The organism is Pseudoalteromonas sp. 2CM36K, assembly GCF_023161865.1.
Lineage (GTDB): Bacteria > Pseudomonadota > Gammaproteobacteria > Enterobacterales > Alteromonadaceae > Pseudoalteromonas > Pseudoalteromonas tetraodonis.
In genome coordinates this window covers 34443-55284 of sequence record NZ_JALNTK010000022.1, presented here as the reverse complement: position 1 = coordinate 55284, position 20842 = coordinate 34443, and the positions used below count along the sequence as shown (strand labels likewise).

Below are 20842 nucleotides of genomic sequence, written 5' to 3'. Positions count from 1 at the left end.
AAAAAGCCGACATCAGTCGGCTTTTTTATTGTAGGAGATTCAGTGCACTACCAATTGATCCAAACTCAAAATGAGCTTAATACGTTTGTAGAACAAATTAAAAACAAACCCATTCTTGCTATTGATACCGAGTTTATGCGCCGCCGTACTTTGTATCCAGAAGTTGCACTTATTCAAGTTTATGATGGCGAACATTTAGCGCTTATTGACCCGCTTACCGAGCTTTCCTTGTTTGATTTTTGGCAAATACTTAAAGATCCTAAAGTGCTAAAAGTACTCCATTCACCCTCAGAAGATATTGAAGTTTTTCAAAAGTACGCAGGGTTTGTTCCTTATCCTTTATTCGATACCCAGTTTGCACTTCAGCTATTAGGTGAGGGCAACTGTATGGGGTTTGCCTTAATGGTGAAAACATTTTTGAATATTGAGATTGATAAAAGCGAATCGCGCACTAATTGGTTACAACGCCCCCTTACTCAAAAGCAACTTGAATACGCTGCTGCTGATACGTATCACCTGCTGCCTTGTTTTGAGTTAATTATAGATAGCATTAAAGCCGCTGATTTATTTGATATTGTGATAAATGAAAGTGAATTAGTTGCCAATAAACGTGCTTTTCAAACACCAGATGAGTTACTTTATAAAGAGATTAAAAATGCATGGCAGCTTAAGCCGCATGAATTAGCGGTACTTAAAGAGTTAGCAGTATGGCGTCGAAATAAAGCTATTCGTAAAAATCTAGCGCTTAATTTTGTGCTTAAAGAGCATAATATGACCGAAATTGCCAAACGAGGCCCTTCAAGTTTAAATGCTCTGAGACAAATTCCTGGGGTAGAACCCATTGAAGTGAATCGTTCTGGGGTTGAAATTTTAAAGTGTATTGAGCAGGCCAAAGCCATTCCAGCTGAGCAACACCCGCAAGTATTAAAGCGGTTAATTGATTTTCCTACCTATAAAAAAGTAGCGAAGGAGATCAAACAAAAAATTACTAAAGTTGCTAAAGAGCATAACATTCCAGAAGACGTTATGGCCTCTAAAAAGCAAATAAATCAGCTAATTAGTTGGAACTGGAAGTTAACTGCTCAGCAAAAAGAAAAACACATAAAACCAGATTTACTCAGCTCATGGCGATATGATTTTGTTAAAGATGCGCTAAAAGAGTGGGATAATTAGAGTATTAAATAGCTTGATGTAAAAAATAAAAAAGGGCGCTTAGCGCCCTTTTTTATTATTTCTTTTCTTCGTCAGGTAATGTGACATTGAGCTCGAGTACCGCTAAATCGTCTTCATTTTGATCAAACTGAACTTGAACCGCATCGGCGCCTACATTAACGTACTTACGAATGACATCAAGAATATCTTGCTTTAATTGTGGCAAGTAATCTGGTGTTCCACGCTGAGAACGCTCGTGCGCGACAATGATCTGCAATCGCTCTTTTGCTAATGACGCACTGTTTTTCTTTTCTGAGCGGAAGTAGTCAAGTAAAGACACATTAACCTCCAAATATCCGTTTGAATAAACCCTTTTTCTCTACATCTAAAAATCTAAATTCAACCGTTTCGCCTAATAAACGACTGATCGCATCAGCATAAGCTTGACCTGCGTCTGATTCACTATCAAGAATTACCGGTTGTCCAGAGTTTGATGCACTAAGCACTGCTTGAGATTCAGGAATGACACCTAGTAAGTCTATGGCTAGGATGTCCTGGATATCTTCAACAGATAGCATTTCACCTTTTGTTACACGATCTGGATTATAGCGTGTTATTAGCAAATGCTCTTTAATGTTTTCTAAACCTTCTTCGGCACGTTTCGATTTACTGTGTAAAATGCCTAGAATACGATCCGAATCTCGTACTGACGAGACTTCAGGGTTGGTTGTAACTATAGCTTCATCAGCGAAGTACATCGCCATCATAGCTCCGGCTTCAATACCTGCAGGAGAATCACAAACAATATAGTCAAAGTCTTCTTTTAACTCGTTCAATACGCGTTCAACACCATCACGGGTGAGTGCGTCTTTATCGCGAGTTTGTGAAGCAGGAAGTAAAAATAACTTTTCTACACGTTTGTCTTTTATGAGTGCTTGATTAAGGTTAGCTTCGCCATTGATCACATTAACAAAGTCATACACTACGCGACGTTCACAACCCATGATGAGGTCTAAATTACGTAAGCCGATATCAAAATCGATGATAACAGTTTTGTAGCCTTTTAATGCTAAGCCTGTACCAATTGCTGCGCTTGATGTTGTTTTACCAACACCCCCTTTACCCGAGGTAACGACAATTATTTTTGCCATGAGATTTATCCTTTAACCAAAGCTGAAATTTCTAAAGATTCATTTTTTTGTTGTATTTGAACTGCGTTACCCCAGTGTTCACCTTGCAGTGAGTCACTGATCCAGTAATTACCATTGATTGAAACGAGTTCTGCTTCTAATTTATTACAAAATATGTATGCGTTTTCGAGCCCTTTTGCGCCGGCAATTGCACGCCCTCGTAGGGTTCCGTAAATATGTACATTGCCATCGGCAATCACTTCTGCGCCATGGCTTACCGCGCCTAACACCACCAAGTCGCGGTCTTTGGCGTAAACTTGTTGGCCTGAGCGCACCGCACCATTAATAATTTGCGCTGGTAAATACACGGTTTTTTCTACAACCGAAGTATTTGGCTCTACTCTTGCGGGTTCACTCTTAACGTCTTGTGAATAGTTTAAAACAGATAACCCTGCGGCTTTTGCCTGTTTATGCTGTTCATCCGAACCATTACATACACCTACAGCATTAAAGCTCATGCGTTCAATAAGCGATTTTAAGTGAACAAAGTCGATTGCGCTGTTTTTTACTTCAATTAAATTGACGACAATGGGGGCACCCTCAAAGAACTTTGGGGCTTGGGCAATTTTTACATACAGTTGTTCTGCTAAAAGGTTAATATCAGTACTATAAAGATGTAAAACTGATAACGTAAAAAGGTTGCCTTTTAGCTCAAAAATTTGGTCCGACATAGATGCTCAACTGGATTGTCTAGTTAGCATGTAACTTTATATAAACCTAGGCTGAACAAGGCTTTTATTACAGTTTCCACACTAATTTTTATAACTTATTATTATTGCCATGTTATAGTGTGTAGCACTGTTAAGCAAGATTTTATAGGGCCATAATGCTAACTGCGGTATATAAAAGTAAGAAAAAAGCAGATACTTTCTTATTTATTGAAAAAAGAGACGATTTTAGTAAAGTTCCGGAACCTTTAATGACCATGTTTGGTCAACCTCAGTACGTGATGATCATTAACTTAGCGAAGCGGACTCAATTAGGCGTAGCGGATTTAGACACTTTAAAACAGTCGCTTAGCGACCAAGGCTATTATTTACAAATTCCGCCACCAGAGGAAAACTTGCTAAGTCAATTAAGAAAACAAAATGGAGCAGATAGTGATTAAAAAATTAGCGGTTGTATTGTGTGGTGTGTGTTTAAGCTCATCGGTGATGGCAAAAACACAAGCTGAGTTTCAACAATATCTTACTAATTTAAAGCAAGAGGCAATAGCAAAAGGCTACGATACTCAGTTAATTGAGCAAGCATTTGCCACTGCATCTTATAAAGAAAAAGTCATTTCAGCAGACAAAAACCAGCCAGAAGTAAAAGAAACGCTGGAAACGTATTTACCAAAACGAGTACCGCAATGGAAAATAGATCGTGCGCGTAAATTGTATAAAGAAAACCAAGAAGTCTTAGAAAAAGTAGCAAAAGACTTTGGTGTTCAAGCGCGTTTTATTGTGGCTATTTGGGGTTTAGAAAGCAATTTTGGCGCTATTCAAGGCGGCCACAATGTTATTTCATCCTTAGTAACTTTAGCATTTGATGGACGTCGTGAAGCGTTATACAAACGCCAATTGTGGGCAGCACTGGATATATTAAAGTCGGGTCATATCACGCTTGATAAATTTAAAGGCTCATGGGCGGGTGCTATGGGGCAAACCCAGTTTATGCCAACCTCATTTAATGCCTATGCTGTAGATTACAACAACGATGGTCGCAAAGATATTTGGACAACCAAAGAAGACGCGTTTGCTTCAATTGCAAATTACTTAAAGCAAGAGGGTTGGAATGATAATTTAACCTGGGGTCGCCAGGTACAATTGCCCGCTGACTTTGATAAGCAGTATATATTAAAGCGCGGTACTAAAACCCGAAAGCAATGGCTAGAGTACTGGGATAAATCAGAGCGCTCTTTAGCAGATTGGCAAGCATTAGGTGTTCGTCGTGTTGATGGCAGTGATTTACCTACGGTTGCTGTAGATGCAGCACTGGTGATGCCGGATGATATAAATGGACGCATGTATTTAGCATACGATAACTACAAAGTATTTATGCACTGGAATCGTTCATACTACTTTGCAACCAGCGTAGGCTATTTGTCAGATAGAATTGCTTACCCAAAAATTTAAGCTAAAGCGAATAACTAAAAAGCCGCTCATTGCGGCTTTTTTAATGGTTTACTGCTCTTTTTTGAATATTTTATCTTTAAGGTCAATGACTTTGCCAATGCCTGAACCTAGCTTCATTAGTTTGTTGAGTTGCTCTGGGGTTAAGCGTTGTAACTCTGACGACCATTTAGTCACTGTTTCAAGTAAGTTATGAATTTCGCCCATTTGTTTTTGTGCATAAATTTCATCGTCGTTACTTGCTTCATCTAATAAGTTATCTCTGAGTAAGCTAAGCGTAGGTTCTACTTCACGCTTTTTACGTTCTTCAAACACGCGATTAGCCATATCCCAAATATCGCCTGCAGGGGCATAGTATTCTTTTCTATCTCCTGGGATATGCATTACCTTGATCAGCTGCCAAGATTGTAATTCTTTAATTCCCATACTTACGTTACCGCGTGAAATACTCAGTGCATCTGCGATTTGGTTTGCCGTCATTGGATCTTTGGTAATAATAAGTAATCCGCACATTTGGCCGATTGTACGATTAAATCCCCAGCGGCTGCCCATCTCGCCACAATGCATTACAAAGGCAAAGTTTTTTTCTGATAATGTCATTGTTACAAGTTTCAAAAATAAATGAAATCTATGCTAGCACGCTGGTTAAGTATGGCAAGCGTTTAGCTTGGATAAAAAACCACGTTTTACGACTAATGATTGATATAGATTAATATTCAAGCATTTATAGTGGGTTATGTTGCGGGTATGCAACATGACATTGTTGTTTAACGCCTTTGTTAAATAGCATAAATTTTTTATAAACGATGGAATGACTATGAAAGCAGCAATAAATACAGAATATAAAGGCAAGTTAGCGATCACCGATTTACCAATCCCAGAGGTAGGTCCTAACGATGTGCTGGTTAAAATAGCCGCTTGTGGTGTATGTCACACCGATTTACATGCGTGTCATGGTGATTGGCCGGTAAAACCAAAAATGCCATTGGTACCAGGTCACGAAGGTGTGGGTGTAATAGAAAAACTAGGCAGTAATATTAAACATTTAGAAGTGGGCGACCGAGTGGGTGTACCTTGGTTGTATAGCGCCTGTGGCCATTGTGAATTTTGTTTAGATGGACGTGAAACCCTGTGTTTATCGCAACATAATACCGGTTACTCAATTGACGGTGGTTATGCAGAATATTGTTTAGCACATGGTGATTACATCATCAAAATACCGGATGGATTAGGCTTTGCTGAAGCTGCCCCGTTATTCTGTGCCGGCGTAACAACGTATAAAGCATTAAAAGTATCAGATGCAAAACCGGGTCAATGGGTTGCTATTGTTGGTGTGGGTGGCTTAGGGCACTTAGCAGTGCAATATGCAAAAGCAATGGGCTTTAATGTTATTGCGGTAGATACTGGTAAAGAGAAAATGGCGCTAGCTAAAGAGTTGGGTGCTGATATTACGCTTGATTTTAAAGAAGTGGTGCCCAGTGAGGCTATTTTTGAGCAAGTAGGTGGCGCGCATGCTGTTGTTTGTACAGCAGTATCAAAACCTGGGTTTGAACAAGCGTATAAAAGTGTTCGTCGTGGGGGTAAATGTGTATTAGTTGGTTTACCACCTGAAGACATGCCACTGCCAATTTTTGATACCGTATTGAATGGTGTTTCAGTAGTAGGTTCTATTGTAGGTACGCGCAAAGACCTGCAAGAATGTCTTGAATTTGCTGCGCAAGGCAAAGTAAAAGCCATCATTGAAGAGAAAAAGCTTGAAGATATTAATGAAATTTTTGATGACATGCTTAAAGGCGAAATAAACGGCCGCATAGTTGTTACGATTTAATATTAAGTTTTTACATGAAAAAAGCACGGTATCTCAATTGAAATACCGTGCTTTTTAAATTATTAAACTATTAAAGTGTGTAACTAAAGCTTAGCTTTGCATTACGTTCTTCACCTGGCATTCCGCCTAAAAACATGGCTTTAGAATAGTATTTTTTATTAAACAGGTTATTAATGTTTAATTGCATTTGCCAGTTGTCTGCTTTATAGCTAACTGCAGCATCATACACGGTATAAGCAGGGACGTAGCCGTTATCAATACCGAACGAACTTGAGTTAGTACTGCGCTTATCAACAAACGTTAAGCCTGCGCTTAAATCTACTGCGTGAGGTAATTCAAATAACGCCGCAGAGTAAGTTACCCATGAGCTAGCAGTTACATAAGGCACGCCTTTTTGGCGAGTATCAAAGCTTGTGCTGTTTGGGTTAGTTTTATCTCTAGCATCTTGATAAACACCGTTGAAGTTAACTTTCCATTGATCGTTCAAATACGCATTTAAGTCAATTTCTACACCTTTGGTTTGTTCTTCACCATCAAAGAAGCTCTCCACTACGTTTGGTGCAGACACGCCTGCTTCATAAAGTGGGTTGGCGTACTCTAGGTTTGTACGTGCACTTTCAAATACTACAATTGAAGCCAGTAATTGGTCATCAAACGCTTTAAAACGAAATCCTAAATCGTTACTAACAGATTCTGAGTCTTCTCTATCGGCTTCATTACCAGCAACAGAGCCAAGTACACTGTAGGCAGTACGACCTTTTGAGTGATTTAAAAACAAAGCCATATCAGCGTTTACTTGATAAGTAGCACCTAGGTTATACGTTAAACCACTGTCTGAGGTATTTGCTTCTGGCGTTGGATTTGCGCGGCTTTTGCTATAACGAGGGTCAACACCAAAGTGCTCGTAACTTTGTTTAATACGATTATGAGCAATCCCAATACGGGTGGTGATTTTATCGTTAATGTAGGCAACATGCTGAAGGCCTACCCCCCATGCTTGTACTTTTTTATTGTAATCACTGGTTTTAAGCGGATCATAATCAGCAAATTCATCCGTTGGCCAATTTGGCTGGCGTATATCAAAAATATACGGTAGTGCACCTTGATAAATCACTTCACCGGCTTTGTTTTTAATGACCTTATCGGCATCATAAATTGAATATTGTTTAAAACGAATATCACGGTCTTCGTAGTTGGCATTAACCAGTAATTCGTTTTCTATATTGCCCAGCATAAAGTCATAACGTAAATCTAAAAAGTATTGCCATGATTTCTCATCTGCTTCTACTTGGCGATACTCTTGGCGTCTGGCTGCAAAAGGGTATAACACGTCATCAACAACTAGCGGTGCGCGTGGGTCTTGGTTGATCACGCCGTTACGTTTCCAGTAAACGTAGTTGTAAGCACCTGTTTGGCGGGCAAAACTTGAGATGTAATTACGGTACTGTAGCTGTTGATTTAAAAATAAATCATCACTAATGTAATAATTATGGGCTAATTTAAAACGCAGCTCTTCTCCTTCGTTATCCTTTGCCATCGGTGATATTATGCCATTGGTGCCAAAGTTAAAGGGTGTTAAACCATCATTGCTTGCCAAAGAGTTAGCTAGTTCATCTCGTTGTACTTCACTCAATTGTAAGCCACTTGCTGTAGGGTCATTCACTAAATCGGCGCCTGATACTTCACCAGCAGTTAAACCGTTAACCGATTCACTGTTAAAAATACGAATAGGGTGGCCAATAGAATCCACTGCAATAGCGTCTTTAATATATGCCCCAGACAATACAAAAGATTGTTGGTCATTAAGCACATATTTTAAAGACGAGTAAATTTCATCACGTTGTTTTTTTAAATCACGAAAGCCATCACTAGAGGCGGTTTTGGCCATTACTCGATAAGCTAAATCATCAGTTAGTGCATTGGTGCTATCGAGTGCAAGCGAATAACTATCCCACTGACCGATATCCATTTCTAGGGTATGTTGCTCGTTAAACTGTGGTTTTTTTTCAATCAGGTTGATCACACCACCGGCACTACCCATACCATACAGTCCAGTTGCAGGACCCTTTAACACTTCAATCGAATCAACATTGGCTAAAGAACGCGTTGGATTAAAGGTATTGCCTAAGCCTGCGCCGCCATACATGCCATCATAGGTATAATTAGCGCCCAAGCCACGAATAACTAAGTTGTCACCAATGCCATAGTTATTACCGGCTTGCGTTAGGCCACTCACATTGCGGATCACATCCTGAAGACTATCAATACCTTGTGATTCAATCAGTGCTTTATCAACAATAACCACGGGTGCAGGGGTTTCCATTAGTGACATGTCTGATTTAGTCGCTAAACCTGAATTCATCACTACTCGGTTTTGTTGCTCATAAACGCTAATTCGTTCAATATCTGAATTAACTTGTGACTCGTTAGCCATTGCTAAACTTGCGTTTAAGCACGCTAGAGTGAGGAGAGAGTATTGAAACCTTTTCATAAACTGATAACCATTCGCATTTGTTAATTTGCGTGAATGATAATGATTATCATTTTAAAATAAAATAAAAAGTTCAAACTTTTTTACTTTAATGGGTGTGTTTGCTTGATAGTTATACAATGTGATTTAAAAACAATCACATTTAAAAATATTAACGGGGTATTGCAGTCGCTAGTTGGCTTTACCAAGAGAGAATTTAAAAAAAGTGTTGATGATTAAATGGGCAGTTTAGCTACATTAGCTAAAAAATTGTTAAGGTTGAGCTGAGCTCAACCTTATAAAGATGTATCGGGTTTACTGCTTGTAAACGACACCGGCTTTCATTACAAAAGGGATACGCTCTAGTGTAGAAATATTTTTAAGTGGGTTAGCACTCACCGCTATAATATCAGCAGCAAAACCGGTTTTAATTTGCCCCAGTTGTGAATCTGCCTTTAATAATTTAGCACTATTAATGGTCGCGGCTTGAATAGCTTGTAATTCACTCATACCAAATTCAACCATACGGGAAAACTGTTTGGCATTATTACCATGTGGATAAATTGCTGCGTCAGTACCAAACACCATGTTTACCCCCGCTTCAACAGCGCGTTTAAAACTATCGCGTTGTTTTTTTGATACCAGACGTTCCTTATTTAGGTTTTCTTCATCAACACCATTTTGCTCACCAAAGCTCAGCGTATACTCTGTATTATAAATATCCATAGAAAGCCAAGTTCCATGCTCTTTTGCAAGCGCGATTGCTTCATCGTCTAAAAAGCTAGCATGCTCTACGCTGTCTACACCGGCTTTAATGGCTGTTTTAATGCCGTTAGTGCCGTGTGCGTGAGCCGCAACAGGTAATTCTCGCATGTGCGCTTCATCCACAATGGCTTTCATTTCTTCAAATGCGTATTGTTGTATGCCCACCTTTGTGCCTTTAGAAAATACCCCACCAGTTGCACATAATTTAATTGCATTAGCGCCATATTTAATATTTTCACGTACTTTAATGCGAACAGCCCATGGGCCATCAGCAACCCCCGAGGCGGTATATTTCATTTCTGGAGGCAAACGATTATTGTCACAGTGTCCGCCAGTAATCCCCAAAGAAGGGCCTGCAGCCCAGATGCGAGGGCCAATAATATCACCTGCATTAATGCCGTCGCGAACCGCAATAACACTAAAGCCTTCTGCACCTAGGTTACGCACTGTGGTAAAGCCGGCTTCTAATGTTTTTTTAGCAAAGTAACTGGCTTTAATAGCCATACGCGGTACTGATTGGCCTATACGTTCACTGCGCGAAACGGTTGGATCGCTGGTTAAATGCACATGCATATCCATCAACCCCGGCATTACGGTGAGTTCAGGTAGGTTAATCAGTTCATCATTACTGGTAAGCGTTGGCTTTTTATTAAATTGGATTTGGCTTATTACACCCTCGTCAATCGCGATTAACGGATTAGCTTTTAGCTCTCCAGTTTTTACATCAAGCAAAGCTTTGGCCGATATATAGGTGGTTGCCAGTGTACTTGCGCTGGTTAAGCTCAGTAATGCGATTGATGTAGTTAGTAAATGTTTTGTTATTTTGATCATTTTTATTATTTAATTATTTAAATTTACCTGAATGTAGCAATCATTAGCTATTGAGTAAATTATTTAGCGACGAATCCCACTCACCGTAATTGCTTTATTTAAGGCATTTAAAACCGCATAATTGGCAGGTAAAAACTAACAAGGATCTTTATGAAAGTTACTAAAATAGCACTGGTTGCCAGTAGCGTTATGTTTGCCTTAAGTGGTTGTATGAGCACCAGCTCACAATTAAACACAAATCAGCCGGTCGCACCTGTAATAAGCGAATTATCAGCCGAGCAGCAATTAGATGTGCTCGTTGCTCAGTACTACGATGAGTCATTAACCTTTAATCCCTTAAGCGCTACTTATAATGGCCGCCATGAATTTGATGATCAATTTTTGCCTGAAATATCGCAGCTTAATCGCGATAAAAAAGCCGCATTTTACAAAAAATATCAACAACGCTTAACGCTGATTGATGAATCACAACTGACCGGTCAAGCGCTACTGAATTTTGAAGTATTATCCCGAGATTTAGCCCTGAAGCTTGAGGGCATGCAATATAAAGATTATTTGTTACCGATTAACCAAATGTCGGGAGCACATAATACCTTTGCTGGATTTGGTTCAGGGCAAAGTGCACAGCCCTTTAATACTGTTGCCGACTATGAGCAATTTATTAAACGTGCTGATGGTTTCGTTAAATGGCTTGCAAGTGTTGAACAATCAATGGCGCAAGGCGTTAAACAAGGCGTGGTATTGCCTATGCCATTGGCTAAAAAATTATTGCCTCAGTTTAAAGTGCACGTAGTAACTAACGCAGAAGATTCATTATTTTATTCACCAATAAAGGCCATGCCCGACTCATTTTCTAATGCACAAAAACAGCAACTCACTGAGCAGTATAAAACGCTTATTTTAGATAAATTAGTGCCTGCTTATCAGCGAATGAGCGATTTCTTACTTAACGATTATATTCCTTATGCCCGCGATTCTGTTGGTTATGCTGATTTACCCAACGGTAAAGCGTGGTACGACTACCAAATAAAGAAAAATACTACATTAAGTTTATCAGCGGATGAAATTCATGACATTGGCTTACGTGAAGTGTCTCGAATTTTAAGTGAAATGAAAACGGTTAAAAATACCGTGGGATTTAAAGGAGAATTATCAGCCTTTTTTAACCACTTACGTGACTCAGATGAGTTTTATTATAAAACAGCCGATGAGTTAATTGCCGCCTATGAACAAATTAAAGTAAAAATAGACGCTCGCTTACCAAAGTTATTTAATATTGAGCCTAAGGCTCCTTATGTTGTTAAAGCGGTTGAAGCCTATCGTGCGCAATCGGCTGCAGGAGCGTCGTATGCAGGGCCTGCACCAGATGGTTCTCGTCCGGGTATCTTTTACATTAATGCTTACAACTTAAAAGCGCAGCCTAAATTTTTACTTGAAACGCTATCTATTCATGAAGCAGCACCAGGTCATCACTTTCAAATTGCACTGCAACAAGAAGTGGAAAGCCTGCCCGATTTTCGTAAATTTGGCGGCTACACTGTGTTTGCTGAGGGCTGGGCATTATACGCAGAGAGTCTTGGCAAAGAGCTTGGCTTATTTACCGATCCGTATATGTGGTATGGGCGTCTTAACGATGAGCAGTTAAGAGCGATGCGATTAGTGCTTGATACAGGTTTTCATGCCAAAGGTTGGACACGTCAACAGGGCATTGATTACATGCTAGCAAATTCTTCAATGGCAAAAAGTGATGTTATTGCTGAAGTTGAGCGCTATATCGCATGGCCTGGGCAAGCATTATCGTACAAATTAGGTGAGTTTAAAATTAAAGAGCTCAGAGATTACGCCCACCAGCAGTTAGGTGAGCAATTTGATATTAAAGCCTTTCATACGCAAATATTAATAGATGGCGCATTGCCTATGCCTATCTTAGAGCAAAAAATTAAACGTTGGGTTAAATCTCAGCAGTAACATAATCGCGCAAAGTCATTATTTGAACAGGGATTGGCTTTGCGCGCTTTGCTGCAATACGTTAGAATGCGCGCTCTTAAAAGGCGCGAGAACACCATGTTTGATCAACAATTAGCAAAAACCCAATTTTGGCTTAGCAAAAATCTCAATGAAATGAACCAGCAAGAATGGGAAGCCATTTGTGACGGATGCGGAAAGTGTTGTTTAAACACCTTTATTGACAGCGAAGACGAAGATGACTTTACCGCCACCGATCAGCTAAGAGAAGGTGAGCAACTTATATTTACCAATATTGTTTGCCAATACCTTGATAATGCAACCTGTGGTTGTAGTGAATACGAAAACCGCCAAACCTTAGTGCCTTCTTGCGTTAAGCTTACCAAAGAAAACCTCAAAGACATTTTCTTTATGCCGCAAAGCTGCAGCTATCGCCGACTTCACGAAGGACGTGGATTAGCAACGTGGCATCCGTTACTTAATAACGGCGATAAAACTAAAATGCACGAGCTAAACATTTCTGTTAAAGATAAAACCGTAAAAGACTGTGACGTAAAGCTAGAAGATTTTGATTTGTATATAGCCGAGTGGCCAACCAAGGATTGCAACTAATGAGTAAATTACAAGCAAGTATTGGTTTAATTAATCCTAAAAGCCCGACCAACGTGGGGGGCGTATTACGCGCTGCAGGCTGTTATGACGCACAGCAGGTTTTTTTTACTGGCAACCGTTATTTAAACGCACAGAAATTTCATACCGATACTAAAAATGTAGTGCAACGTATTCCATTAACCGCCACTGATAATTTAGCATCAAGTAAACCTGAAGGTGCTAAAGTGGTGGTGATAGAGCTAATAGAAGGGGCGACTCCCTTGCCTGAGTTTACCCACCCTGAGAACGCATTTTATGTTTTCGGCCCAGAGGATGGTTCAGTGCCAAAAGACGTTTTAAAGTGGTGTGATGAAGTTGTTTATATTCCAACCATAGGCTGTATGAATTTAGCAGCAACCTGTAATGTTGTTCTTTATGACCGACTCGCCAAGCTTGGCGGTATTCAAAGTAGTGATGAAACCATTATCACTTCACGCGATACCAATAATAAAATGAAATGGCAAAAACAACCTTAAACATATTTGCTGTTTAAGGTTTATCCCTTGCTAAATGTAAATGAAAACATAATCTGTCGATGTCAGCTATTTAACTAATTTTAATCAGGTTAAATAGCGCTTTGTTATAATAAGAAAGCTTAATTTATCACCGCCCTAGACGTTACATATCTCAGTATTTATTATTATTTTTGTTCTTTAATTTCATTGAAATCATATTTGCTAAGACATTCAGTTAAAAATTTGTTAAAAAGACACTGATAATAATGATTAATACTTAAGGTACTTATGTTTAGCTCGCTTAAATTCACCTCCAAAATCACCATTGCTGCATCATTAGTGTTAGTTTTAGTTTTAGGTGTTTTCACCATAAATAATTATTTTTCAATGCGGCATCAAACTCAAGAGCAGTTATCGCTGGTACTAGAGCAAAACTCTGAGTCTGTCTCTAAAAATATTGCAAGCTGGCTAAATAATAAATTAGCGATTGTGATCTCTATCGCAAAAACATACCAAGATGACGATGCCAAGTCTTTAACGCTTTCGCAATTAAATACCGCTGAGCTTGCGGGGGATTTTAAAAATACCTACATAGGTAAATCATCGGGTACATTTATTTTAAATGATCAAAGTGTTGTACTCCCCAGCGATTTTGACGCGACAAGTCGCCCTTGGTATAAATTAGTAGAAAATAAAACAACAACGGCTTTTACAACGCCTTATATCGATGTAACGACCAACGAACTGACAATTTCTGCGGTTGCCCCTATTAATAGTGATGGTCAATTTAAAGGGGTAGCGGGGGCAGATATTGATATGCAAACCGTCGCTGAAATTATTGGAGATATTGATTTTTTAGGACTCGGTTATGGTTTTTTGCTTGATAATAAAGGGCAAATATTAAGTCACCCTGATAGTAAATTAAATTCAAAAACAGTCGCTGACTTAATTGGTAAAAATGCACCGTTAGCAAGAGAATTCACCGAGTATCAAGTAGCAGGTGAAACCTCGCTGGTATCCTTTACTAAAATTCGTGGTATTGAAAACGTTGATTGGTATTTAGGTGTAGTAGTCAATAAAGATAAAGCGTATTCAAGTGTTTCTTCGTTTGGGCAAAAGGCAATTGTATTTTTAATTATTGGTATTTTAGTGATTGTTGCGTCACTGGAATTTTTACTGCGTTATTTGATGCGCCCTATGTATCGTCTCAATGATGCCATTAGAGATATAGCGCAGGGTGAGGGCGATTTAACCTGTCGGTTAAGCGTAGAAAACGATGACGAATTTGGTCAATTGAGCAATTCGTTTAATATTTTTATAGAAAAAATCCAAAATTCAATAATTCAGGTTAAATCTTCAACGCAGTTACTGGAAACGGCAGTTGCTAAATTGGTTACGCAGACAGACTCAACATTAACTATGTATGATGACCAAAGTGAGCGCACCAACAGTGTGGCGTCGGCAATTAATCAGTTTTCAGCTACCTCAACAGAAATTTCAACCAGCGCCAGTAATGCCTCGACGCTTGCCAAAGATGCAGATCAATACTGTGCTAAAAATCAACAGACCCTCACAAACAACGTTTCAAGTATTCATCAACTGTCACAAAATATAGAGCAAGCGCAAGAAACCATAAATAGTTTAGACTCGCATACCGCTAATATAGGAAATGTATTGGCAGTAATAAAAGGGGTGAGTGAGCAAACCAATTTGCTGGCTTTAAATGCGGCGATAGAAGCGGCTCGTGCTGGTGAAGCGGGAAGAGGATTTGCGGTTGTTGCCGATGAAGTAAGGCAACTAGCACAGCGTACTCAGCAATCAACCCAAGAAATAGAAAACACCGTCATTGAATTACAAAAAGGTTCAAGCTCTGCCGTTGAGCTTATGAAAACCAGTTTAGAAGAAAGTGAAAAAAGTGTTCAGCAAGCGGATGCGGTTGGCGATGTAATGAAACAAATAATCAGCGCGATAAAGCAAATAACCGACGCTAATCATAGTGTCGCTAATGCTACGGATGAGCAAAACCAAGTCGTTAAGTCATTACATAGTGATATTCACGTTATCAGCGACTTATCGATTCAAGGCCAATCAAACCTAAATCTTACTTTGGAAGAGTGTACCAAACTTAAGCATCAATTTAGTGACTTAGAGCGCATGGTTAAAAAATTCAAAGTATGATCAGTAAAACAAAAATAAATAAGCCAAGCTGGCTCAATTTAATCAATATTGACAGCGTTTATAGCTTTGATAAACAACGCCAAGTATTTTCGTTTATAAGTGAATATTTTCGTCACCGCAGTCATTTAGCAATTGCTGATATCACCTTAGAGCAAAAACAGCATGCTCATACCGATCAGCTTACCGGGGCGCCTAATCGTCGCTTTATTACCTCACATTTTTTAAAGCTTGCTGCTTCACGGCCAGCGCATTATTTACCGCTGTCTATTTTACTCATTGATTTAGATAAGTTTAAACAATTAAACGACACCTACGGACATGATTTTGGTGATACGGTTTTAATTGAATTTACTAAGTTATTAGAGTCTCAGTTTCCTGCAACAGCGCTTAAAGCACGTTATGGCGGCGAAGAGTTTGTGGTTATTTTACCGCAACAAACAACCCTTGAGGCCAGCATTTTGGCCAACCGTTTTTACAGAATGTGTGCAAAACCATGTGACGCTAACCGACAAACATCAGCGAGTATCATTAACGTGTAGTATGGGTATTGCTCAGACTAACAGTGTAGATGATTATAATAATGCGTTAAAGCAAGCGGATCAGTATTTATACAGCGCTAAGGCGCAAGGTAGAAATAAGGTGGTATCTGTACATGATCAACACGCCTCAGAGTAAATTAATATATGTACACGACCCTATGTGTAGCTGGTGCTGGGGTTATGCACCGACTTGGCAAAAGCTTGAGGCTGCCTTGGTAAACAAACTTCCCATTGAATACAGAGTGGGTGGTTTAGCTGCAGATACTGACTTGCCAATGAGTCAGGATATGCAGTTGCAACTACAAGCCATATGGCAAAAAATTAGCAGCCAGTTAGGCACAGAGTTTAACTTTGATTTTTGGCGAGACTGCCAACCTCGCCGTTCTACCTATCCCTCTTGCAGGGCCGCTTTAATTGCCCGCAGCTTCAACAAAGAACCACAGATGATAGCGGCAATACAGCAGGCATATTATTTACAGGCACAAAACCCATCGGATGAAGCGGTTTTAATTAAACTGAGCGAAAAAATTGGTTTAGATCCCTGTTTATTTACTCAGCAGTTACACTCTAAGGAACTTAAGCGTCGCTTTGATGATGAGCTTAACTATGTTCGCAGTTTACCTATTCAAGGTTTTCCGTCGTTAGTATTAATACATAACAATCGCGCTTACCCTATTGCTATTAACTACACAGATTGGCGACAAACCCTGATTGAAATACAATCCTACCTGTAAACTTAATCCCACTATTTTCATCCCTGAATTGTAAAATAGGCCAATAAGGCTAATTTATTACCGTTGTCATAAAAGCGACTTTTTTACGCAACACGCTTGTCATTTTTAATCTATACACTTTCGCTCATTGAAACTATCTCGCTTTAAATTGTTTTTTATAAACGAGCTAAAGCGATTAATAAACACTAGCAAATCCGCTAATTAACGAGCAAAGGTGTATACGATGAAAGGCGTTAAACCATTAATTTTAGCTGGTATTGTAGCCGCAAGTGCAGCAGTCCACGCCAATGATTTAAACACGGTAATTGATAAAAGCAGCGAAATTAATAATTTAGCTGCGCAATCACAAACAAAAATAGACAAGATTGCAGATTCAATGCAAGGGCGTTTACAGCAATTCAAAACCCTAAATAAAGAAATAGATGGTTTAGCCGTTTATAACGCACAGCTTACCAAACAGTTAAATAATCAAATAGAAGAGATGGAATCGCTTAATTTATCGATGGATCAAGTATCGATTATTGAGCGCCAAATAACCCCTTTAATGCTTCGTATGATCACTGGGCTTGAACAGTTTGTTGCCTTAGACGTGCCGTTTTTAAAGCAAGAGCGAAAGCAGCGTCTTGCATCATTAAATGCAATGATGGATCGCGCTGATATTACATCAAGTGAAAAATTTCGTCGTGTCTTAGAGGCTTATCAAGTTGAGGTTGACTACGGACGCACTATTGAAGCGTATACCGCATTGCTTGATGTGGACAATAAAGAACGTGAAGTCGACTTTCTGCGCATTGGCCGTTTAGAGCTAATTTACCTTACCCGCGATGGCAAACAAGCAGGTAGTTGGGATCAAAAATCACAGTCGTTTGTTGCACTGCCTGATTCAACCATTAGCCAAATTAATAAAGGGCTTCGCATTGCTCGCAAACAACTAGCCCCCGATATGTTAACACTGCCAATTCATGCTGCAGAATAAGAGGTTTACCATGAAATTATTAACGAAAATGACAAAAATGGCCGTGTTTGCAGCCAGCTTAGGTTTTTCAGGTGCGATGTGTGCCGCTGAACCAATGAACTTAGATGCCTTATTAAAAACGTTAGAGCAGGGTAAATCAGCGCAATCAGAACAAAATAAACAACGCGAACAAGAATTTGCAGCACGTCAAAATGAACAAGTGCAAATGCTTAAAAACACCCAAGCTAAACGAAATCAGATGCTTAGCGAGTCAGAGCGTTTAGAAACGCAGTTTGAAGAAAACGAAATTAAATTGGCTAACCTGACCGATACTTTATCAAAGCGTATGGGTTCATTAAAAGAGCTATTTGGTGTGCTACAACAAGTTGCTGGAGATTCTAGCAATAAGTTTGCAACCTCGGTGGTATCGGCTCAGTTACCTGGGCGTAGTACTTTTATGGACGAATTGGCGCAAAAAATGGGTTCTACCTCAAAGCTTGCGTCTATTGAAGATATCGAAAAGGTTTGGTTTGAGCTACAACGCGAAATGACCGAACAAGGAAAAGTAAGCCGCTTCAATACTGATGTAATTGTTGACGGTGGCAATAAAGTACAAAAAGAAGTGGTACGTGTGGGTGCATTTAACCTTATTAGTGACGGTCAGTACCTAGAGTATACGCCTTCTACCAATACTATTAGCCAGCTTACTCGCCAACCAAGTAGCCGCTTTACTGCGACTGCGGCTGATTTGCAGCAAGCAAACACCGGTGTGGTGCCGTTTGCGCTTGACCCAACTGGTGGTTCAATTTTAGGTTTGTTAGTACAAGCCCCTGATACCAGCGAGCAAGTTCATCAAGGTGGTGCAGTTGGTTACGTTATTTTAGGCGTTGGCTTATTAGCGTTATTAATTGCGTTAGAGCGTTTTGTATCGCTCCTGCTGATGGGTGGAAAAATCCGTCGTCAATTAAAAGACGATACAGCTCGTGATGACAACCCGCTAGGGCGCGTCATGAAAGTGAAAGATCAATACCCAAATGTGGCGTACGACACGCTTGAACTTAAGTTAAGCGAAGCCATTTTACGCGAAATGCCAAAAATCACCCGTAATTTAACGCTTATTAAAATTATCTCTGTGGTAGCGCCACTGCTGGGCTTACTCGGTACGGTAACCGGGATGATCAACACATTCCAAGCTATCACTTTATTCGGTACTGGCGACCCTAAACTAATGGCGGGCGGTATTTCTCAAGCACTAGTGACTACCGTGCTAGGCCTTGTGGTTGCTATCCCTACGGTGTTTTTATACACCTTATTGAATACCCGCTCGAAAGGTTTACTACTTATTTTACAAGAACAAAGTGCAGGTATTATTGCCGAGCGAAGCGAGAAAGGAGCCTAAACCATGGTGCTATTGATTGATTCAATCAATGCTATCCGTGATTTTCTCGACACGGGTGGCCAAGTGCTTTTGGTCATTGCCGTGTTAATTTTCGCGATGTGGTTATTGATACTCGAGCGATTTATGTACTTTTTTAATGGCTATCGTTACTACAAAAAAGACGTTAAAAATACGTGGAAAACGCGCAGTGAACGCAACAGCTGGAACGCAGAGCAAATACGCCAGGCCATGGTGTCACGCGCCAGTATGCGATTAAACGCAAACTTACCGCTGATTAATGTAATGGTAGCGCTGTGTCCACTATTAGGATTGCTTGGCACAGTTACAGGGATGATTGAAGTCTTCGATGTAATGGCTATTACAGGTACAGGCAGCGCACGCTCTATGGCATCGGGAGTGTCAAAAGCAACCATACCGACAATGGCAGGAATGGTCGGTGCGTTATCTGGGGTGTTTGCCTCAACCTATTTACAGCGTAAAGCAAAGCGTGAAGTTGAATTGTTGCAAGACACTATGGTGTTGGACCACTAAATAATTATTGAAAAGCGGTGAACATAATCACCGCTTGTTCTAGGAGATGTAAAATGAGAGCCCCATTAGGTAATTTATTCCAAGAAGATGAAGCAGAAGAAATAAACATGACTCCTATGCTGGATGTTGTATTTATTATGCTTATTTTCTTCATTGTTACAGCCTCGTTTGTAAAAGAAGCCGGTATTGATGTAAACCGCCCAGAAGCGGCAACTGCAGTTAAAAAAGAGCGCGCCAATATACTAGTGGCCATTTCAGATCAAGGCGAAATTTGGATCAATAAACGTCAAGTTGATGTACGCGCTGTACAAGCCAACATTGAGCGCTTAAAGGCGGAAAATCCACAAGGTAGTGTGGTTATTCAAGCCGATAAAAAAGCCACCACAGAAACCTTGATAAAAGTGATGGATGCCTCGCGTGCAGCGGGTGTATTTGATGTTTCAATAGCGGCTCAAGAAGGGTAACGAGTGATGCGTTATGTACTTGCGTTAATTATAGCGGGTGTGGTGACCTTTATGCTTTTTTTAGGTATGCAGGCATTGATCACCGGTAGCGAGGGCGCCATGACGGAGCCTGCAAAAGGGAATGTGTTGGATTTTGTCCGTTTGAAAAAAGAAGAAACGGTACAAAAAAAGGAGCGTAAACCACAAAAGCCACCGACACCTAAAGAGCCACCACCGCCAATGGAATCGCCACAAATGCAAAGTAGCGATAACAACGCTGCTAGCAACAACTTTGATTTTGCTGCCAATGTTGATGCTGATGTAAATCTAGCGGGTGGATTAGCGTTAGAAACCAGTGACGGTGAGTATTTACCCATAGTAAAAGTGGCACCGGTATACCCAAGACGTGCGTTATCGCGTGGTATTGAAGGCTATGTCATTGTTGAATTTACAGTGACCAAGCAAGGCACAGTGAAAGAGCCACAAGTTATTAAAGCCGAGCCAGAGTCATTGTTTGACAGAGCCGCGATGGATGCAGCCCTTAAATTTAAATATAAACCGCGCGTGGTTAATGGTGAAGCCGTTGAAGTAGCCGGTGTGCAAAATAAAATTTCTTTCCAAATTAATGGTTAATTCTGTTAA

At 40.0% G+C, this 20842-nt stretch carries 20 protein-coding genes and 1 pseudogene; 15 read left to right on the top strand and 6 right to left on the bottom strand.

The window, feature by feature from the left end; all coding sequences use genetic code 11:
* The first annotated feature begins 42 nt into the window (after nt 1-42).
* A complete protein-coding gene (gene rnd, locus MTN97_RS14120; RefSeq protein WP_248474668.1) occupies nt 43-1173 on the top strand; it encodes a ribonuclease D in 1131 nt (376 codons plus the stop codon).
* 55 nt (nt 1174-1228) lie between these two features.
* Here rnd and minE read toward each other — a convergent pair whose 3' ends face one another.
* From minE to minC, 3 genes are read right to left on the bottom strand one after another with little or no spacing between them, the layout of a single operon-like run.
* Entirely contained in the window at nt 1229-1492 is a 264-nt protein-coding gene (gene minE, locus MTN97_RS14115; protein WP_008111532.1) for a cell division topological specificity factor MinE, read from the bottom strand.
* 1 nt (nt 1493) lies between these two features.
* On the bottom strand, nt 1494-2303 hold the full coding sequence (minD, locus tag MTN97_RS14110) for a septum site-determining protein MinD (protein WP_138626463.1): 810 nt from the start codon (nt 2301-2303) through the stop codon (nt 1494-1496).
* Between the two features lie 5 nt (nt 2304-2308).
* The gene (gene minC, locus MTN97_RS14105) at nt 2309-3013 is read right to left on the bottom strand and encodes a septum site-determining protein MinC (protein ID WP_076923225.1); all 705 of its coding nucleotides are present in this window, start codon (nt 3011-3013) and stop codon (nt 2309-2311) included.
* 155 nt (nt 3014-3168) lie between these two features.
* On the opposite strand from minC, the gene MTN97_RS14100 reads away from it, so the two are divergent.
* Entirely contained in the window at nt 3169-3450 is a 282-nt protein-coding gene (locus MTN97_RS14100) for a YcgL domain-containing protein (protein WP_076920217.1), read from the top strand.
* Nucleotides 3443-4459, top strand: coding sequence for a lytic transglycosylase domain-containing protein (locus MTN97_RS14095; RefSeq protein WP_016900168.1), 1017 nt, complete (start codon nt 3443-3445; stop codon nt 4457-4459). The genes MTN97_RS14100 and MTN97_RS14095 overlap by 8 nt, the downstream gene beginning before the upstream one ends.
* A 48-nt stretch (nt 4460-4507) precedes the next feature.
* Here MTN97_RS14095 and MTN97_RS14090 read toward each other — a convergent pair whose 3' ends face one another.
* Complete coding sequence (locus MTN97_RS14090) at nt 4508-5056, bottom strand: GbsR/MarR family transcriptional regulator (RefSeq protein ID WP_013463314.1); 549 nt, start codon at nt 5054-5056, stop codon at nt 4508-4510.
* Nucleotides 5057-5273: 217 nt separating this feature from the next.
* Between MTN97_RS14090 and adhP the strand changes: the two genes are divergently transcribed.
* Nucleotides 5274-6284 carry an alcohol dehydrogenase AdhP gene (gene adhP / locus MTN97_RS14085; protein WP_076923224.1) on the top strand — a complete coding sequence of 337 codons (1011 nt, stop codon included), beginning with the start codon at nt 5274-5276 and terminating at the stop codon, nt 6282-6284.
* Between the two features lie 70 nt (nt 6285-6354).
* Here the strand turns inward: adhP and MTN97_RS14080 are convergent, their stop codons facing one another.
* Together MTN97_RS14080 and MTN97_RS14075 are read right to left on the bottom strand one after the other, a co-directional pair.
* Nucleotides 6355-8775 carry a TonB-dependent siderophore receptor gene (locus MTN97_RS14080; protein WP_248474667.1) on the bottom strand — a complete coding sequence of 807 codons (2421 nt, stop codon included), beginning with the start codon at nt 8773-8775 and terminating at the stop codon, nt 6355-6357.
* A gap of 294 nt (nt 8776-9069) precedes the next feature.
* Nucleotides 9070-10341: an amidohydrolase family protein gene (locus MTN97_RS14075; protein ID WP_248474675.1), complete on the bottom strand. Its 1272-nt coding sequence runs from the start codon at nt 10339-10341 to the stop codon at nt 9070-9072.
* A gap of 159 nt (nt 10342-10500) precedes the next feature.
* Here MTN97_RS14075 and MTN97_RS14070 point away from each other — a divergent pair, with 159 nt between their 5' ends.
* The 11 genes and pseudogenes from MTN97_RS14070 to MTN97_RS14020 all read left to right on the top strand — a co-directional run bounded on the left by MTN97_RS14070 (nt 10501) and on the right by MTN97_RS14020 (nt 20833).
* A complete protein-coding gene (locus MTN97_RS14070) occupies nt 10501-12318 on the top strand; it encodes a DUF885 domain-containing protein (RefSeq protein WP_248474666.1) in 1818 nt (605 codons plus the stop codon).
* A gap of 96 nt (nt 12319-12414) precedes the next feature.
* Nucleotides 12415-12927 (top strand): YcgN family cysteine cluster protein, encoded by a 513-nt coding sequence (locus tag MTN97_RS14065; protein ID WP_076922781.1) that lies wholly within the window; start codon nt 12415-12417, stop codon nt 12925-12927.
* Complete coding sequence (locus MTN97_RS14060) at nt 12927-13442, top strand: RNA methyltransferase (RefSeq protein ID WP_064663205.1); 516 nt, start codon at nt 12927-12929, stop codon at nt 13440-13442. The genes MTN97_RS14065 and MTN97_RS14060 overlap by 1 nt, the downstream gene beginning before the upstream one ends.
* 267 nt (nt 13443-13709) lie before the next feature.
* Nucleotides 13710-15599: a methyl-accepting chemotaxis protein gene (locus MTN97_RS14055; RefSeq protein ID WP_248474665.1), complete on the top strand. Its 1890-nt coding sequence runs from the start codon at nt 13710-13712 to the stop codon at nt 15597-15599.
* 83 nt (nt 15600-15682) lie between these two features.
* Nucleotides 15683-16274 (top strand): annotated as a pseudogene (locus MTN97_RS14050) (GGDEF domain-containing protein); the annotation flags it as partial.
* A complete protein-coding gene (locus tag MTN97_RS14045) occupies nt 16252-16872 on the top strand; it encodes a DsbA family protein (RefSeq protein WP_248474664.1) in 621 nt (206 codons plus the stop codon). The pseudogene MTN97_RS14050 and the gene MTN97_RS14045, both read left to right, overlap by 23 nt.
* 223 nt (nt 16873-17095) lie before the next feature.
* Nucleotides 17096-17848 carry a DUF3450 domain-containing protein gene (locus MTN97_RS14040; RefSeq protein WP_248474663.1) on the top strand — a complete coding sequence of 251 codons (753 nt, stop codon included), beginning with the start codon at nt 17096-17098 and terminating at the stop codon, nt 17846-17848.
* Nucleotides 17849-17858: 10 nt separating this feature from the next.
* On the top strand, nt 17859-19226 hold the full coding sequence (locus tag MTN97_RS14035; protein WP_138570563.1) for a MotA/TolQ/ExbB proton channel family protein: 1368 nt from the start codon (nt 17859-17861) through the stop codon (nt 19224-19226).
* Nucleotides 19227-19229: 3 nt separating this feature from the next.
* Nucleotides 19230-19757, top strand: coding sequence for a MotA/TolQ/ExbB proton channel family protein (locus MTN97_RS14030; protein ID WP_036984024.1), 528 nt, complete (start codon nt 19230-19232; stop codon nt 19755-19757).
* 53 nt (nt 19758-19810) lie between these two features.
* Entirely contained in the window at nt 19811-20221 is a 411-nt protein-coding gene (locus tag MTN97_RS14025) for a biopolymer transporter ExbD (protein WP_036984025.1), read from the top strand.
* 6 nt (nt 20222-20227) lie between these two features.
* Nucleotides 20228-20833 carry an energy transducer TonB gene (locus MTN97_RS14020; RefSeq protein WP_248474662.1) on the top strand — a complete coding sequence of 202 codons (606 nt, stop codon included), beginning with the start codon at nt 20228-20230 and terminating at the stop codon, nt 20831-20833.
* Nucleotides 20834-20842: the final 9 nt, after the last annotated feature.

What these genes read in the sequence shown, in the direction of transcription:
- minD (WP_138626463.1), bottom strand. Translation starts at nt 2,303, where the DNA reads ATGGCAAAAATAATTGTCGTTACCTCGGGTAAAGGGGGTGTTGGTAAA.
- minC (WP_076923225.1), bottom strand. Translation starts at nt 3,013, where the DNA reads ATGTCGGACCAAATTTTTGAGCTAAAAGGCAACCTTTTTACGTTATCA.
- MTN97_RS14100 (WP_076920217.1), top strand. Translation starts at nt 3,169, where the DNA reads ATGCTAACTGCGGTATATAAAAGTAAGAAAAAAGCAGATACTTTCTTA.
- MTN97_RS14090 (WP_013463314.1), bottom strand. Translation starts at nt 5,056, where the DNA reads ATGACATTATCAGAAAAAAACTTTGCCTTTGTAATGCATTGTGGCGAG.
- adhP (WP_076923224.1), top strand. Translation starts at nt 5,274, where the DNA reads ATGAAAGCAGCAATAAATACAGAATATAAAGGCAAGTTAGCGATCACC.
- MTN97_RS14080 (WP_248474667.1), bottom strand. Translation starts at nt 8,775, where the DNA reads ATGAAAAGGTTTCAATACTCTCTCCTCACTCTAGCGTGCTTAAACGCA.
- MTN97_RS14070 (WP_248474666.1), top strand. Translation starts at nt 10,501, where the DNA reads ATGAAAGTTACTAAAATAGCACTGGTTGCCAGTAGCGTTATGTTTGCC.
- MTN97_RS14065 (WP_076922781.1), top strand. Translation starts at nt 12,415, where the DNA reads ATGTTTGATCAACAATTAGCAAAAACCCAATTTTGGCTTAGCAAAAAT.
- MTN97_RS14060 (WP_064663205.1), top strand. Translation starts at nt 12,927, where the DNA reads ATGAGTAAATTACAAGCAAGTATTGGTTTAATTAATCCTAAAAGCCCG.
- MTN97_RS14055 (WP_248474665.1), top strand. Translation starts at nt 13,710, where the DNA reads ATGTTTAGCTCGCTTAAATTCACCTCCAAAATCACCATTGCTGCATCA.
- MTN97_RS14045 (WP_248474664.1), top strand. Translation starts at nt 16,252, where the DNA reads ATGATCAACACGCCTCAGAGTAAATTAATATATGTACACGACCCTATG.
- MTN97_RS14040 (WP_248474663.1), top strand. Translation starts at nt 17,096, where the DNA reads ATGAAAGGCGTTAAACCATTAATTTTAGCTGGTATTGTAGCCGCAAGT.
- MTN97_RS14035 (WP_138570563.1), top strand. Translation starts at nt 17,859, where the DNA reads ATGAAATTATTAACGAAAATGACAAAAATGGCCGTGTTTGCAGCCAGC.
- MTN97_RS14030 (WP_036984024.1), top strand. Translation starts at nt 19,230, where the DNA reads ATGGTGCTATTGATTGATTCAATCAATGCTATCCGTGATTTTCTCGAC.
- MTN97_RS14025 (WP_036984025.1), top strand. Translation starts at nt 19,811, where the DNA reads ATGAGAGCCCCATTAGGTAATTTATTCCAAGAAGATGAAGCAGAAGAA.
- MTN97_RS14020 (WP_248474662.1), top strand. Translation starts at nt 20,228, where the DNA reads ATGCGTTATGTACTTGCGTTAATTATAGCGGGTGTGGTGACCTTTATG.